The sequence below is a fragment of the Pseudomonas putida genome (assembly GCF_005080685.1).
Classification (GTDB): Bacteria; Pseudomonadota; Gammaproteobacteria; order Pseudomonadales; family Pseudomonadaceae; genus Aquipseudomonas; species Aquipseudomonas putida_V.
Genome location: NZ_CP039371.1, coordinates 6019449 through 6034666, shown reverse-complemented (window position 1 = coordinate 6034666; position 15218 = coordinate 6019449). Strand labels below are relative to the sequence as shown.

Genomic DNA, 15218 nt, shown 5'->3' with positions numbered 1-15218 from the left:
TCGTTCATGGCTGTCGCCGCTGTAAGCCTGGAGCGCCACGACACGGTGGCCCTGGCCTGGACCAAGGACGCCATCCTCGACTGTCTGGGTCAGGCCCGGCAGGCCCTGGAGCGCTTCGCTGGAGAAACCGGCGACCTGTCGATGCTGGCCTTCGTGGTGGACAACCTGCACCAGGTGCATGGCTGCCTGCGCATGCTCGAACTGCAGGGCGCCACGCGCCTGGCCGACGAGATGGAGCAATTCGCCAGGGCGCTGGCAGACGGCCAGGTCAGCCCGCGTGGCGATTGCCTGGGTGCGCTGTTCCGTGGCCTGGAGCAACTGCCGGCGTACCTGCAGCGGCTGCGCGGAGCGCGACACGACTTGCCGCTGGTGATGCTGCCGCTGCTCAACCAGCTCAGGGCTTGCCGCGGGGTCGAGCCGTTGGCGCAGGGCAGCCTGGTCGGCGAGGCCGTGCAGCGCCTGGCAGGTGAGGACGACCTGGCCGACCTCGACCTGTCGCTGGGTGCCTGGCGTGAGCAATTGCAGGCTGGGCCAGGCCGCGACGCGCTGCGTTCGGTGGTGGTGGCGCTGTGCGACGACCTCAAGCGTATCAAGGAGCGGCTCGACCAGTTCGTGCGGGGCGACCGGCAGCAGCCGGCGCAACTCGAGCAACTGCTGGCACCGTTGCGCCACGTCGCCGATACCCTGGCGGTGCTGGGTTTCCAGCAGCCGCGACGGGTGATCATCGACCAGGTCCTGGCCTTGCAGGCGCTGGCCCATGCCGAGCGCGAGGCCGACGATGCGGTGCTGATGGACGTGGCTGGGGCGCTGCTGTACGTCGAGGCCACGCTCAATGGCATGGTCGGCCCGATGGAGCAGAGTGGCCAGGGCAGCCTGCCGGGCTCGGACCTGGTCGAGATCCGCCAGGTAGTGCTGGAAGAAGCGCTGGCGGTGCTGCGCCAGGCCAAGGAACTGATCGGCGACTGCCTGGAGTCTGGCTGGCCACGCGAGCGCCTGCAGGCGTTGCCGGGGTTGCTGCAGCAGGTGCGTGGCGCCCTGGCGATGCTGATGCTGCCGGCCGCCGCCGAGGTGTTCGGCGGTTGCGCGGCCTACGTGCAAGGGTGGTTGCAGCACCTGGAGGTCGAGCCGCCGGTCGATGAGCTGACGCACCTGGCCGAGGCCATCAGCGCGGGCGAGTGCTACCTGCAATGGCGCGTGGCCGACCCCTTGGCCGATGGCCAGCCGTTCCTCGATCTTGCCCGCCGCAGCCTGGCGGCCCTGGGTGTGCCATGCCTGGTAGAGAGCCTGGTCGAGTTGCCCCCACCGGGCAAGCCGGCCAGTGTCGATGCGCCTGAGCCGAGTGCGTCGATCGACGGGCTGGACCGACAACTGCTGGACATCTTTCGACATGAGGCGCTGGGCCACCTTGCCAGCGTCGAAGCCTTTCTGGAGCAGGCGCACGGCCATGACGCGCCGGTCGACGATGGCCTGCAGCGCGCACTGCACACGCTCAAGGGCAGCGCCGGCATGGCCGGCGTATTACCGGTCGCCGAGCTGGCGGCCGCTTTCGACCGCCTGGCTCGGGAATACCGTGGCCACCAATTGCCCCTGCGCGAGGCAGAACTTGAGCAACTGACGGCTGCCCTCGGCCTGTTCCAGGCTGGCCTCGGGCAATTGCATGTCTCGCCGCTGGCGCCGATCCCCGGGGCCGCCGAATTGATCGAGCAGGTCGAGCGGGCGCTGGACGCCCACCTCGGCACACCACCCGAAGCCCACCCCCAGAAGCGTCGCCGCGACCCACGGCAGACCGCGCAGTTTCTCGGCCAGGCCATGGATATCCTGCTAGATGCCGAGTCACTGTTGTCCGGTTGGCAGGAACAGCCCGGCCAGCGCCAGGCGCTGGAGACGCTGCTCGATCAACTGACGACCTTGGGCCACGCGGCGCACCTGGCCGACCTCTGGGCCATGGATGAAGTGTGCGAGGCCCTGCTCGACCTCTATGGCGCCGTGGAAGAAGGCAGCCTGGCGGCCGACGAGCGCTTTTTCGCCCAGGCCCAGCAGGCCCACGAAACGTTGATCGACATGCTCGACGAGTTGGCTGCCGGCCAGGAGCCCACCGGGCGCAGCGCCACCGTCGAGGCCCTGCGCGGATTGCTCGACGAGGGCCTGGCCCCCGACGCCACGGGGGTTGTCAGCGCCACCGGGGTGACCTCGCTGGAGCCCATCGAGGGCAGCGTCGAAGTCGTCGGCGAAGATGAGCAGAGCGCGGGTGACAAGGCGTTGATGGAGGTGTTCCTCGAAGAAAGCGCCGACATCGTGGAAAGCGCAGCGACTGCCCTGGCGCGTTGGCAGGCCGACCCGCGCAATGCCGCCGAAGTGGAAAACCTCATGCGCGACCTGCACACCCTCAAGGGGGTGGCACGCATGGTCGAGATCAGCGCCATTGGCGACCTGGCCCACGAACTGGAGTTTCTCTACGAGCTGCTGGCCGCTGGCCGCCTGCCGCCGACCCCGGCACTGTTCTCGTTGCTGCAAAACTGCCATGACCGCCTGGCGCACATGCTCGATGCCGTGCGCCTGGGCCAGCCGTTGCATGCCGCCACGGCATTGATCGACTACATCCGCAATTTCAGCAGCGCCGCGCTGGCCGACAGTGTGGCCGCCCAGGCCCCTGCCGAAGCAGCGCTGGTCGAAGCTCCAGCGGCATCGCCCGAGCGGGCCGCCGGTGACATGGTCAAGGTCGATGCCGAACTGCTCGACGACCTGGGTAACCTGGCCGGCGAGCATTCGGTGATTCGCGGGCGCATCGAGCAACAGGTCAACGATGCGCAGTTCGCCCTCAGCGAAATGGACACCACCCTGGAGCGCATGCGCGACCAGTTGCTGCGCCTGGACATCGAGACCCAGGGCCGCATCACCAGCCGCCAGGCCTTCGAAAGCGATGCCTACGAAGACTTCGACCCGCTGGAGATGGACCGCCATTCACAGCTGCAGCAACTGTCGCGGGCGCTGTTCGAGTCGGCCTCGGATTTGATCGAACTGAAGGAAACCCTCGCCCAGCGCGCCCAGGACGCCCATGGCCTGCTGTTGCAGCAGGCGCGGGTCAACAGCCAGTTGCAGGAAGGCCTGACCGCGACCTTGATGGTGCCGTTCGAGCGCCTGGTGCCGCGCCTGCAGCGAGTGGTGCGGCAGGTCGCCAGCGAACTGGGCAAGCAGGTCGAACTGGTGGTCGGCAACGCCGAAGGCGAACTGGACCGCAGCGTCCTCGAGCGCATGGTCGCGCCACTGGAACACATGTTGCGCAACGCCGTCGACCATGGCCTGGAATCGCGTCAGGCGCGCCTGGCGGCGGGCAAGCCGGAGCAGGGCACCATCCACCTCAACTTGCTGCACGAAGGTGCCGACATCGTCATCGAGATGACCGACGACGGTGCCGGTGTGCCGCTCGAGGCGGTGAGGCGCAAGGCAATCAAGCGTGGCCTGCTGGACCCGGCGGCGCAGTTGAGCGACCACGAGATCCTCCAGTTCATCCTGCGTCCCGGCTTTTCCACGGCGGAAAAGATCACCCAGATCTCCGGTCGTGGCCTGGGCATGGACGTAGTACACGAGGAGGTCAAGCAACTGGGTGGCTCGATGTCCATCGAGTCGGCCCAGGGCAAGGGGGCGCGCTTCCTGATACGCCTGCCGTTCACCGTGTCGATCAACCGTGCCGTGATGGTGCACTTGGGCGACGAGCAGTACGCGATCCCGCTCAACACCATCGAGGGCATCGTGCGGGTGCCGCCGGCTGAGCTCGAGGCCTGTTACCAGCTGGAAACCCCTCGCTACGTGTACGCCGGCTACCAGTACCAGCTGCGCTATCTGGGCGAGCTGGTGCAGGGCATGCCACGGCCCACCCTGTTGAACCAGCGTGTGCCTCTGCCTGTGTTGCTGGTGCACTCCCAGGAGCAGTCGTTCGCTATCCAGGTCGACAGCCTGTCGCCGAGCCGCGAGATCGTGGTCAAGAGCCTCGGGCCGCAGTTCGCTGCCGTGGCCGGCTTGTCCGGCGCGACCTTGCTCGGTGATGGCCGGGTGGTGTTGATTCTCGACCTGCTCGGCCAGTTGCGGGGGCAGCAGCGTCGGCTGGCGCGGTTGCCGGGCGGCAGCGGGGTGCAGCGCACGCTGTTCGGGCCGGCACCACGACGCCCGGTGCTGGTGATGGTGGTGGACGACTCGGTGACCGTGCGCAAGGTCACCAGCCGCCTGCTCGAACGCCATGGCATGAGCGTGCTGACCGCCAAGGACGGGGTCGATGCCATGGCCCAACTGGAAGTCCATCGCCCGGACGTACTGTTGCTGGATATCGAGATGCCGCGCATGGACGGCTTCGAGGTGGCCACGCGCATTCGCGGCGATGCCCGCCTCAAGGATTTGCCGATCATCATGATCACTTCGCGAACCGGGCAGAAGCACCGGGATCGGGCCATGGCCATCGGGGTCAACGACTACCTGGGCAAGCCCTACCAGGAATCGGTGCTGTTGCAGAGCATCGCCCATTGGAGTCAGCAGCATGCTTGAAATGATCGCCGGCCAGCGCAGCAGCCTCACCGGCCTTTTGCTGCCGCTGGGCGACCGTACCCTGGTGCTGCCGAACGTGGCCGTGGCCGAACTGATCGGCCAGCGCAACCTGGCGTGCCAGCCAGGGCGGCCGGCCTGGCACCTGGGCTGGATCGACTGGCGCCAGCAGCGCCTGCCGCTAATCGGTTTCGAAACGGCTTGCGGTGGCGAGACGCCTTGCGGCGAGCGGGCGCGCATCGTCGTGCTCAATGCCTTGGGCGACACCGGGCTGCGCTACCTGGCCGTGCTGCTGCAGGACATCCCGCGCTCATGCAAGCTCGACAGCCAGCTCAACTACGTGGACGTGCCGCTGGGCAGCCTGGAACTGGCGGCGGTGCAGGTGGGCGACCAGGTCGCCCGGGTACCGGACCTGGTGGGGTTGGAGCGATTGGTGCGTGAAGCCGCATTGCAACCTGGATTTGGGTAGGATGTGATGCCGAGGGCCTCTTCGCGGGCAAGCTCGCTCCCACAGGGACCGTGCTATCTCTGGGAGCGGGTTTGTCTCGTGTGGAGGCCATCACTGACTGCAGCAGGAACCCAGCCCATCTCAGGAGGTCTGTGTTTGCATGTACTACGGTGAACGCTTCAATGCCTGGACCCACCTGGTCGGTGCCGTCCTGGCCTGTATCGGGGCAAGCTGGCTGATCGTCGTCGCGGGCTTGCAGGGCGACCCATGGAAGATCGTCAGTTTTTCCATTTACGGCAGCACCTTGCTGCTGCTCTACAGCATCTCTACGCTCTACCACAGCACCCGCGGCCGGGCGAAGGTGATCATGCGCAAGCTCGATCACCTCTCGATCTACCTGCTGATCGCGGGCAGCTACACCCCCTTCTGCCTGGTCAGCCTGCGCGGCCCATGGGGCTGGAGCCTGTTCGGCGTGGTCTGGGGGCTGGCGGTGATCGGCATGCTGCAGGAGATCAAGCCGCGCTCGGAGGCGAGGATACTGTCGATCATCATCTACGCGGTGATGGGCTGGGTGGTGCTGGTGGCGGTCAAGCCCCTATTGCAGACCCTCGGCGCCGCCGGCTTCGCCTGGCTCGCGGCAGGCGGGTTGTTCTACACCATCGGCATCATCTTCTTCGCCCTGGACAGCCGCCTGCGCCACGCACATGGCATCTGGCACCTGTTCGTGATCACCGGCAGCCTGCTGCACTTCATCGCGGTGTCGTTCTACGTGCGCTAGCGCCGGGCTGCTAGAAATCGCCCCACAGCTGCTGCGCCACCGACAGCGCCACCACAGGCGCGGTCTCGGTGCGCAGCACGCGCGGGCCGAGGCGGGCGGCATGGAAGCGGGCGGCCTTGGCCTGTTCGACCTCGGCTTCGCTCAAGCCTCCCTCCGGGCCGATCAGGAAGGCCAGGTTGGCCGGCTTTGCGTGGCTGGTCAGCGGTTCGGCGACCGGGTGCAGTACCAGCTTGAGCTCGGCGTCGGTGCTCTTGAGCCATTCGGCCAGGGTCACCGGCGGGTGGATCACCGGCAGGGTCGAGCGTCCGCATTGCTCGCAGGCACTGATCGCCACCTGGCGCCAGTGGGCCAGGCGCTTGTCGGCGCGCTCGTCATTCAGGCGCACTTCGCAGCGCTCGCTGACGATCGGGGTGATTGCATTGGCCCCCAGTTCGGTAGCCTTTTGGATCGCCCAGTCCATGCGCTCGCCGCGGGACAGGCCCTGGCCGAGATGGATATGCAGCGGCGAGTCGGCCTGGCCGGCAAGCGCCTGGTCGAGGCTGACCCGGACGTTTTTCTTGCCCACCTCGAGCAATTGGCCGAGGTATTCCTGGCCGCTGCCGTCGAACAGCTGCACGGCATCGCCGGGGCCCATGCGCAGTACGCGGCCGATGTAGTGGGCCTGGGCTTCGGGCAGGTCGTGTTCGCCAATGCTCAGGGGGGCGTCGATGAAGAAGCGGGACAGTCTCATGATGTGCTCGTTGAAAGGGTGTGCACGGAACCTGTAGGAGCGGCCTTGTGCCGCGAAAGGGGCGCGAAGCGGCCCCGGCATACTCTGCAGCGAGGCTGAACACTTGGGCCGCTTCGCGCCCCTTCGCGGCACAAGGCCGCTCCTACAGGGATAGGCGTTGGTACAGGCACCTAGCCCGGGTCGCGGAAGTCGGGGTGGAAGTTGGCCGGCACTGCAACGCTGACACTATCACGGGTGGCGATGTCGATGCCTTCGCTGGCGACTTCCGCCAGGAAGTCGATCTGCTCGGGGGTGATCACATAGGGCGGCAGGAAGTACACCACGCTGCCCAGTGGCCGTAGCAGGGCGCCACGGGTCAGGGCATGCTCGAACACTTTCAGGCCACGCCGCTCCTGCCACGGGTAGGCAACCTTGCCAGCCTTGTCCTGGACCATCTCGATGGCCAGGGCCATGCCGGTCTGGCGGATCTCGGCGACGTGGGCGTGGTCGGCCAGGTGCGCGGTGGCGCTGGCCATGCGTGCGGCCAGGGGCTTGTTGGCCTCGATCACGTCATCCTGTTCGAAGATGTCCAGGGTCGCCAGGGCCGCGGCGCAGGCCAGTGGGTTGCCGGTGTAGCTGTGCGAGTGGAGGAAGGCGCGCAGGGTCGGGTAGTCGTCGTAGAACGCTTGGTACACGGTGTCGGTGGTCAGGCACGCGGCCAGCGGCAGGTAACCGCCGGTGAGCGCCTTGGACAGGCACAGGAAATCCGGCCGGATGCCGGCCTGTTCGCAGGCGAACATCGTACCGGTGCGACCGAAGCCGACGGCGATCTCGTCGTGGATCAGGTGCACGCCGTAGCGGTCGCAGGCCTCGCGCAGCAGCTTGAGGTACACCGGGTGATACATGCGCATGCCACCGGCGCCCTGGATCAGCGGTTCGATGATCACGGCGGCGATGGTTTCATGGTGCTCGGCCAGGGTCTGTTCCATGGCGGCGAACATGTTCCGCGAATGCTCCTCCCAGCCCATGCCTTCCGGGCGCAGGTAGCAGTCGGGGCTCGGCACCTTGAGGGTGTCGAGCAGCAGGGCCTTGTAGGTTTCGGTGAACAGCGGCACGTCACCCACCGACATGGCTGCGATGGTTTCGCCGTGGTAGCTGTTGGTGAGGGTGACGAAGCGTTTTTTCGCCGGCTTGCCGATGTTCTGCCAGTAATGGAAGCTCATCTTCAATGCCACCTCGATGCACGACGAACCATTGTCGGCATAGAACACCCGGTCGAGCCCGGCGGGCGTCATGGCGACCAGGCGCTCGGACAGTTCGATCACCGGTTGGTGACTGAAGCCGGCAAGGATCACGTGCTCGAGCTGGTCGACCTGGTCCTTGATACGCTGGTTGATACGCGGGTTGGCATGGCCGAATACGTTGACCCACCAGCTGCTCACGGCGTCCAGGTAGCGCTGGCCTTCGAAGTCCTCCAGCCACACGCCTTCGCCGCGCTTGATCGGGATCAGCGGCAGCTGCTCGTGGTCTTTCATCTGGGTGCAGGGGTGCCACAGGACCTTGAGGTCACGTTGCATCCACTGATCGTTGAGGCCCATGGGCACTTCTCCTGGCGACGCGGCTTTAATGACCGCGTAAGCCTAAGCAATGCTGGGAGGCAGGACAACCGCTGCGGCTCAGTGGCGGCAGGTCGGGGTCCATTGCAGCTGGCGGATGTGCACGGTGCCGGCCTGGGAGGTGGAGAAGGTCAGGCGTCTGAACGGCCCCAGCAGCAAATGGCTGCAGGGTTGGCTGGAGATCGGGCCGGGGAGGAATTCGGTGTAGCCGCTACCGCTGAGCGTTATCCAGTAGAAGTAGCTCAGCGGTTCCAGTGGCTGGTCGCGGTCCAGGCGCTCGGCCTCGGTCAGGTCCTGGAGTTCGCCATGGCGGTCGCTGACCACGTAAAGCTCCAGGCGCAATTGCTCCACCTCCTGATCGAAGGCGATTTCCACGTCGCAGTTTTCGCCGATCACCAGCTCGGTGCCGTCTTCGCCGCGAAATGCCTCGTGCAAGCCGGCACCGGCGGTGCTGTTGGCGCAAATGCTCAGGCCAGAGTCGGTGTGCAGCACCTGGCTCGGTTGGAGGCTTTGTTGTCGGACATGGTCGAAGCGCTCGGACTGTTCCTTGTAGCGCATGGTATACCCCCGCTTGGTCGGTCGACAGTCAGGGGCTACAGCTTCCGCCTCTCGGGGCTGGACTCGCTACTGACAAAAATGCCAGTTGCCAAAGGCACTTGTTGCCGCTGTGCTGGCGAGGTGCAAGTACCTGACGTATTCTTAACGCATCGTCTTTCGAGACCCCAAACCCCCTTTTTTCGCTACTTCAACTCGGAGTTCGCCAACATGGCTGCTGCTTGGGTGCGCCTGTGCGCGTTGGTATTGATCGGTGTGTCCAGCGGCGCCGCGCTGGCCAAGGACAAGACACCCTCGGCGATCGTCGTCGGCGGCGGCCTGGCGGGCCTGACGGCTGCCTATGAGCTGCAGAACAAGGGCTGGCAGGTCACCCTGCTGGAAGCCAAGTCGGGCATGGGCGGGCGCTCGGGCCTGGCCACCAGCGAGTGGATCGGCAACAGCAAGGCGCAGCCGGTGCTCAACCAGTACCTGGATCGTTTCAAGCTTGAAACACTGCCGGCGCCCGAGTTCGTGCGCACGCCGGGCTACCTGATCGATGGCGAGTATTTCAGCGCCACCGACCTTGCCACCAAGCAACCGGCCACCGCCGAGGCCCTCAAGCGTTACGAGAAGACCCTCGACGACCTTGCCCGCTCCATCGACGACCCGCTCAAGCCCCAGGCCAACAGCACGCTGTTCGCCCTCGACCAGATCAACGTCTCCACCTGGCTCGACAAACTGCAACTGCCGGCAACCGCCCGCCAGTTGGTCAATCAGCAGATCCGTACCCGCTACGACGAGCCGTCGCGCCTGTCGCTGCTGTACTTCGCCCAGCAGAACCGGGTCTATCGCGGTGTCAGCGACCGTGATTTGCGCGCCGCCCGCCTGCCGGGTGGCAGCCCGGTGCTGGCCCAGGCATTCGTCAAGCAGCTCAAGACCATCAAGACCAGTTCGCCGGTCACTGCCATCGTGCAGGATAAAGACGGCGTTACGGTCAAGGCCGGCAGTGTCGGCTATCAGGCTGATTACGTGGTCATGGCCGTGCCCCTGCGGGCCCTGGCCAAGATTCAGATGACCCCAGGGCTGGACGGCCAGCACCTGGCGGCACTCAAGGGTACCAACTACGGCTGGCGCGACCAGCTGATGCTCAAGTTCAAGAAGCCGGTGTGGGAAAGCCGTGCGCGTATGTCTGGCGAGATCTTCAGCAACACAGGCCTTGGCATGTTGTGGATCGAGCCGGCGCTCAAAGGCGGCGCCAATGTGGTGATCAACCTGTCCGGCGACAACGCCCGTCTGTTGCAGGCATTTGGTGACAAGCAGATGGTCGACCAGGTGCTGATCCGCCTGCATGCATTCTATCCACAGGCCCGCGGCTCGTTCACCGGCTACGAGGTCAAGCGCTACAGCACCGACGCCGGTACCGGCGGAGCCTACCTGGCCTACGGGCCGGGGCAGATCAGCAAGTACTGGCGCCTGTGGGAGCGCCCGGTGCAGCGCGTGGCCTTTGCCGGCGAGCACACCGACGCCATGTACCCAGGCACCCTGGAAGGTGCCCTGCGCAGTGGCCAGCGCGCCGCCGGCCAGGTCCAGGACCTGCTGGCCGGCAAGTCGTTCGAGCCGGAGAAAGCCGCACCGGTGGCCGCCGCGCCCGCTGGCAACACAGCCAAGGGCAAGGGTGGTTTCTTCTCCAACCTGTTCGGGGGTGATTCGGAGCAGGACGACAAGGCTGGCAAGGCCGAAAAGGCCCCGGCCAAGGCCGAGTCTGGCACGCGTGAAGAGGCCAAGCGCGACGAGCCCAAGCAGGACCAGCCGGGCTTCTTCTCGCGCCTGTTCGGCAAGGCCGACAAGGCTGAGGCCAAGCCCGAGCCAGTCGCTGGCGCCAAAGCCAGCTGATCGCCTCCAGGCCCGGCTCCTGCAACCCTTGCAGGAGCCGGCTTGCCGGCGATGAAGGCGCCACTGGCAACATCTATTCCGAGCGCTATCGTTAATGTTTTCTTAATAGGAGACTTGCACACTAACTATCGGATTTCTTGATAATCCGAAGCAATTTTTTCTGCTTTTATTCGATACGTTTCGCGTTAGTCTGTGCACAGCTTTCACGGGGAAGCACGTCAACATGCAACTGCGCAATTCACCTTCTCGCTACGGCGTGGTCAGTATCGTCCTGCACTGGGGCGTGGCACTGGCGGTCTTCGGTCTGTTCGGCCTGGGTCTGTGGATGGTCGGGCTCGACTACTACAGCCCCTGGCGCAAGTCCGGCCCGGACCTGCACAAGAGCATCGGCCTGGTGCTGTTGGCAGTGATGCTGCTGCGTGTTGTCTGGCGTTTCATCAGCCCGCCGCCACCGGCACCGGCCAACCACGGGGCATTCACCCGCGTGGCGGCCAAGCTGGGGCATCTGGCGCTGTACCTGGGGCTGTTCGCGGTGATGATCGCCGGTTACCTGATCTCCACCGCCGATGGCGTCGGCATCCCGGTGTTCGGGCTGTTCGAGGTCCCGGCGCTGGTCAGCGACCTACCCGACCAGGCTGACCTGGCGGGTGAGATCCACCTGTATCTGGCCTGGGGCCTGGTGATCTTCGCCGTGCTCCACGCCCTGGCCGCCCTCAAGCACCATTTCATCGACCGTGACGCGACCCTGACCCGCATGTTGGGCCGCAAAGCTTGATTCTCAACTCAATTGCATAGGAAGGAAGTAAGGATGTTGAAAAAGACTTTTGCCGCTCTGGCGCTCGGTACCGCACTGTTCTCTGCCGGCCAGGCCATGGCCGCCGAGTACAAGATCGACAAGGAAGGCCAGCACGCGTTCGTCGACTGGAAGATCAGCCACCTGGGCTACAGCTTCATCCACGGCACGTTCAAGGACTTCGACGGCAATTTCAGCTGGGACAGTGCCAAGCCAGAGGCCAGCAAGATCAGCGTCGACCTGAAAACCGCCAGCCTGTGGTCGAACCACGCCGAGCGTGACAAGCACATCGCCAGCGCCGACTTCCTCGACGTGAAGAAGTACCCTGAAGCCAAGTTCGTCTCGACCGCGGTCAAATCCACCGGTGACAAGACCGCTGACGTGACGGGCGACCTGACCCTGCACGGCGTGACCAAGCCGGTCACCTTCAAGGCCACCTTCAACGGTGAGGGCAAGGACCCATGGGGCGGCGAGCGCGCCGGCTTCAACGCCACCACCACCCTGAACCTCAACGACTTCGGCATCAAGGGCCCAGGCCCGGCTTCGCAGACCCTCGACCTGGACATCAGTGTCGAAGGCGTGAAGCAGAAGTAATTCGATTGGGCTAAACAACCAGGGGCTGCTGCGCAGCCCTTTCGCGACGCAAGGCCGCTCCCACACGTACACCATTGATCTCTAGGTTGGTGGTCTACGTGTGGGAGCGGCCTTGTGTCGCGAAAGGGCCGCAAAGCGGCCCCGGCGGTCTACCCGTCAGCCCTTGCGAGTCAGCAGCGCAGGGCGCTCGCCGCGTGGGCGGCTCGGCAGGTCGTCCAGTTGCTCAGGTGTCGGGTAACGATCGAGCTTGGATTCCTTGCGGATGATCACTGGCTGGTTCTGCTCGCGGCTGTTGCGTACCGCCGGTTCCTGGCGTGGGGCATCGTCCCGGCCGGCCGAGCGGTTGCGAGCGCCGCCACCGCCATCGCGACGGGCGCCGCCAGCATTGTTGCGTGGGCGCTTGTCGCCGCCGCCACGTGGCTTGTCACCACCGCCACTGCTACGGGGCTGGCCCCCGCCGCTGCGGCCTTGGCCGCCACCGTTGTTGGCGCGTTGGCCACTGCCCTGCGATTGACCCTGGCCTTGGCCCTGACCGCCCGGACGGCGGTTACGGCCTTGGTTCTTGGCATTCTGGTAGGGGCTGACGTAATCGGCGCGGTTACCGAAATTGTCGACATCGTCATCCAGGAACTCTTCCGGATCACGGTCGGCTGGCAGCTTGGGTACCGCTGATTGCGCAGATGGCTGCTGGCGGGGTTTCTTGTCGCGCGGCTTGCGCTGCTGTGGCTGCTTGTCGCCGGACTTTTCCTTCTCGGCAGGCTTGTCGGCGGCCTGTTGCTTGGCCTTGCCTTTGTCCTTGCCCTTGTCCTTGCGGCCACCGCTGCCGTCTTTGGCGCCATCGCCACGGGCCTGGTTGCGTCCGCCGCGGCCGTTGTTCTGCGGGCGTTCACGAACCTCGGGTTTCTCGACCTCGACCTGGCTCGCATCGAAGCCCATCAGGTCGCCATCGGCGATCTTCTGCTTGGTGACGCGCTCGATGCTCTTGAGCAGCTTCTCTTCATCCGGGGCCACCAGCGAGATGGCTTCGCCCGAGCGACCGGCGCGGCCGGTACGGCCGATGCGGTGGACGTAGTCTTCCTCGACGTTGGGCAGCTCGAAGTTGACCACGTGGGGCAACTGGTCGATGTCCAGGCCGCGGGCGGCGATATCGGTGGCCACCAGGACGCGAACGCTGTTGGCCTTGAAGTCGGCCAGCGCCTTGGTGCGGGCGTTCTGGCTCTTGTTACCGTGGATCGCGGCGGCGGTCAGGCCGTGCTTTTCCAGGTACTCGGCCAGGCGGTTGGCGCCGTGTTTGGTACGGGTGAACACCAGTACCTGTTCCCAGGCACCCAGGGTGATCAGGTGCGCCAGCAGGGCGCGCTTGTGGCTCGCCGGCAGGCGGTAGACACGCTGCTCGATACGCTCGACGGTGGTGTTCGGCGGCGTGACCTCGATGCGCTCCGGATTGTGCAGGAGCTTGTCGGCCAGGTCGGTGATGTCCTTGGAGAAGGTCGCCGAGAACAACAGGTTCTGGCGCTTGGCCGGCAGCCGGGCAAGGACCTTCTTGACGTCGTGGATGAAGCCCATGTCGAGCATGCGGTCGGCTTCGTCGAGTACCAGGATTTCCACGTGGGCCAGGTCGACCTTGCCTTGGCCGGCCAGGTCGAGCAGGCGGCCGGGGCAGGCGACCAGGACGTCGACGCCCTTGGCGATGGCCTGGATCTGCGGGTTCATGCCGACGCCGCCGAAGATGCAGGCGCTGACCAGCGGCAGGTCACGGGCATACACCTTGAAGCTGTCGTGGACCTGGGCGGCCAGTTCGCGAGTCGGGGTCAGAACCAGTACGCGCGGCTGGCGCGGGCCGTGACGCTGGGACTTGTCGGGGTGGCCGTCGGGGAACAGGCGCTCGAGGATCGGCAGGGCGAAGCCGCCGGTCTTACCTGTACCCGTCTGTGCGGCGACCATCAGGTCGCGGCCTTGCAACACGGCGGGAATGGCCCGCTGTTGCACCGGAGTCGGCTGGGTATAGCCCGCAGCCTCGATAGCGCGGACAAGAGCCTCGGAGAGACCGAGGGAAGCAAAGGACATGGGCAATCCTGTTCTCGTGTGGGCTGGGCCCGTAGGGATGTTCTGCCTGGCGCGACGGGCATCGGTGGGATGCGATCGCGTCCGGTCCAGCTGGGCTTTCACTGCGCATCCGGGAAGCGGAGGGCGGCGCAGGCTGCGTCGCTGCTGATCGGGATGCCTGTTGCGAGGCCGAGCGTCCGGGCGTGAGCCGGGCGGGAAGGCCCGAGTATAACAGAGCTATCGGGCTGTGCTGCTTTCCTGCTGCTCAACGGCGACAGGAAGTTTGCTGCAAGCGGCCAAAGGCAGGTGATACAGGCTCCGGCCGGCGACCGAAGCCTGCATCGGGTGCTGTCAGCGCGGCAGCTTCAGGTTGTTCCAGATCGCCAGGCTCGGTTCGGCCTGGTTCAGGGTATAGAAGTGCAGCCCTGGCGCGCCGCCTTGCAGCAGCTGTTCGCACATGCGGGTGATCACTTCTTCGCCGAAAGCCTGGATGCTGGCGGTGTCATCGCCGTAGGCTTCCAGTTGCTTGCGGATCCAGCGTGGGATCTCGGCGCCGCAGGCGTCGGAGAAACGCGCCAGCTTGCTGTAGTTGGTGATCGGCATGATGCCGGGCACCACCGGGATGTCCACGCCCAGCTTCTGTGCCCGCTCGACGAAGTAGAAGTAGCTGTCGGCGTTGAAGAAGTACTGGGTGATGGCGCTGTCGGCACCGGCCTTGACCTTGAGCGCGAAGTTCGCAAGGTCGCTTTCGAAGTTGCGGGCCTGTGGATGCATCTCTGGGTAAGCGGCGACTTCCAGATGGAAGTGATCGGCGGTTTCCTGGCGGATGAACTCGACCAGGTCGCTGGCGTAGCGCAGTTCGCCGCTGGCCATGCCCATGCCCGAAGGCAGGTCGCCACGCAGGGCGACGATACGCTTGATGCCGGCGGCCTTGTACTCGGCCAGCAGGGCGCGCAGGTCGTCCTTGCTGTCACCGACGCACGACAGGTGCGGGGCGGCAGGGACTTTCACTTCGTTTTCCAGCTGCAGCACGGTGTTGAGCGTGCGGTCACGGGTGGAGCCCCCGGCACCGTAGGTGCAGGAGAAGAAGTCGGGGTTGTAGGTGGCCAACTGGCGGGCGACACCCATCAGTTTTTCGTGACCGGCATCGGTCTTGGTCGGGAAGAACTCGAAACTGTAGCGGCGTTCTTGTGACATCTCTCGTTCCTTCAGCTGCGCGCATGAGGGCAGCCGCAAATAAAAGCCAGGGCGGTGTGGGCCGGCCTGGCTCGGGC

At 65.6% G+C, this 15218-nt stretch carries 11 protein-coding genes; 6 read left to right on the top strand and 5 right to left on the bottom strand.

All coding sequences use genetic code 11. From position 1 onward, the window contains the following. The first annotated feature begins 6 nt into the window (after nt 1-6). From E6B08_RS27955 to trhA, 3 genes are all read left to right on the top strand, one after another. Complete coding sequence (locus E6B08_RS27955) at nt 7-4536, top strand: Hpt domain-containing protein (protein WP_136916928.1); 4530 nt, start codon at nt 7-9, stop codon at nt 4534-4536. Then, nucleotides 4529-5002 (top strand): chemotaxis protein CheW, encoded by a 474-nt coding sequence (locus E6B08_RS27950; protein WP_136916927.1) that lies wholly within the window; start codon nt 4529-4531, stop codon nt 5000-5002. The genes E6B08_RS27955 and E6B08_RS27950 overlap by 8 nt, the downstream gene beginning before the upstream one ends. 139 nt (nt 5003-5141) lie before the next feature. Further along, nucleotides 5142-5759 (top strand): PAQR family membrane homeostasis protein TrhA, encoded by a 618-nt coding sequence (gene trhA / locus E6B08_RS27945; protein WP_136916926.1) that lies wholly within the window; start codon nt 5142-5144, stop codon nt 5757-5759. Between the two features lie 10 nt (nt 5760-5769). On the opposite strand, the gene E6B08_RS27940 is transcribed toward trhA, so the two are convergent. The 3 genes from E6B08_RS27940 to E6B08_RS27930 all read right to left on the bottom strand — a co-directional run bounded on the left by E6B08_RS27940 (nt 5770) and on the right by E6B08_RS27930 (nt 8642). Then, nucleotides 5770-6489, bottom strand: coding sequence for a 16S rRNA (uracil(1498)-N(3))-methyltransferase (locus tag E6B08_RS27940; protein ID WP_136916925.1), 720 nt, complete (start codon nt 6487-6489; stop codon nt 5770-5772). 170 nt (nt 6490-6659) lie between these two features. Beyond that, nucleotides 6660-8066, bottom strand: a complete 1407-nt coding sequence (locus E6B08_RS27935; RefSeq protein ID WP_136916924.1) for an adenosylmethionine--8-amino-7-oxononanoate transaminase — start codon at nt 8064-8066, stop codon at nt 6660-6662. A gap of 78 nt (nt 8067-8144) precedes the next feature. Next, a complete protein-coding gene (locus tag E6B08_RS27930) occupies nt 8145-8642 on the bottom strand; it encodes a hypothetical protein (protein ID WP_136916923.1) in 498 nt (165 codons plus the stop codon). Nucleotides 8643-8849: 207 nt separating this feature from the next. On the opposite strand from E6B08_RS27930, the gene E6B08_RS27925 reads away from it, so the two are divergent. The 3 genes from E6B08_RS27925 (at nt 8850) to E6B08_RS27915 (ending at nt 11898) form a co-directional block, all read left to right on the top strand. Beyond that, a complete protein-coding gene (locus tag E6B08_RS27925) occupies nt 8850-10511 on the top strand; it encodes a flavin monoamine oxidase family protein (protein ID WP_238349269.1) in 1662 nt (553 codons plus the stop codon). 223 nt (nt 10512-10734) lie between these two features. Next, the gene (locus E6B08_RS27920; protein ID WP_136916922.1) at nt 10735-11286 is read left to right on the top strand and encodes a cytochrome b; all 552 of its coding nucleotides are present in this window, start codon (nt 10735-10737) and stop codon (nt 11284-11286) included. Nucleotides 11287-11319: 33 nt separating this feature from the next. Beyond that, complete coding sequence (locus E6B08_RS27915) at nt 11320-11898, top strand: YceI family protein (RefSeq protein ID WP_136916921.1); 579 nt, start codon at nt 11320-11322, stop codon at nt 11896-11898. Nucleotides 11899-12054: 156 nt separating this feature from the next. On the opposite strand, the gene E6B08_RS27910 is transcribed toward E6B08_RS27915, so the two are convergent. Both E6B08_RS27910 and metF read right to left on the bottom strand, forming a co-directional pair. Continuing rightward, nucleotides 12055-13965, bottom strand: coding sequence for a DEAD/DEAH box helicase (locus E6B08_RS27910; protein WP_136916920.1), 1911 nt, complete (start codon nt 13963-13965; stop codon nt 12055-12057). 330 nt (nt 13966-14295) lie between these two features. Continuing rightward, complete coding sequence (gene metF, locus E6B08_RS27905; protein ID WP_136916919.1) at nt 14296-15141, bottom strand: methylenetetrahydrofolate reductase [NAD(P)H]; 846 nt, start codon at nt 15139-15141, stop codon at nt 14296-14298. Between the last annotated feature and the right edge of the window lie 77 nt (nt 15142-15218).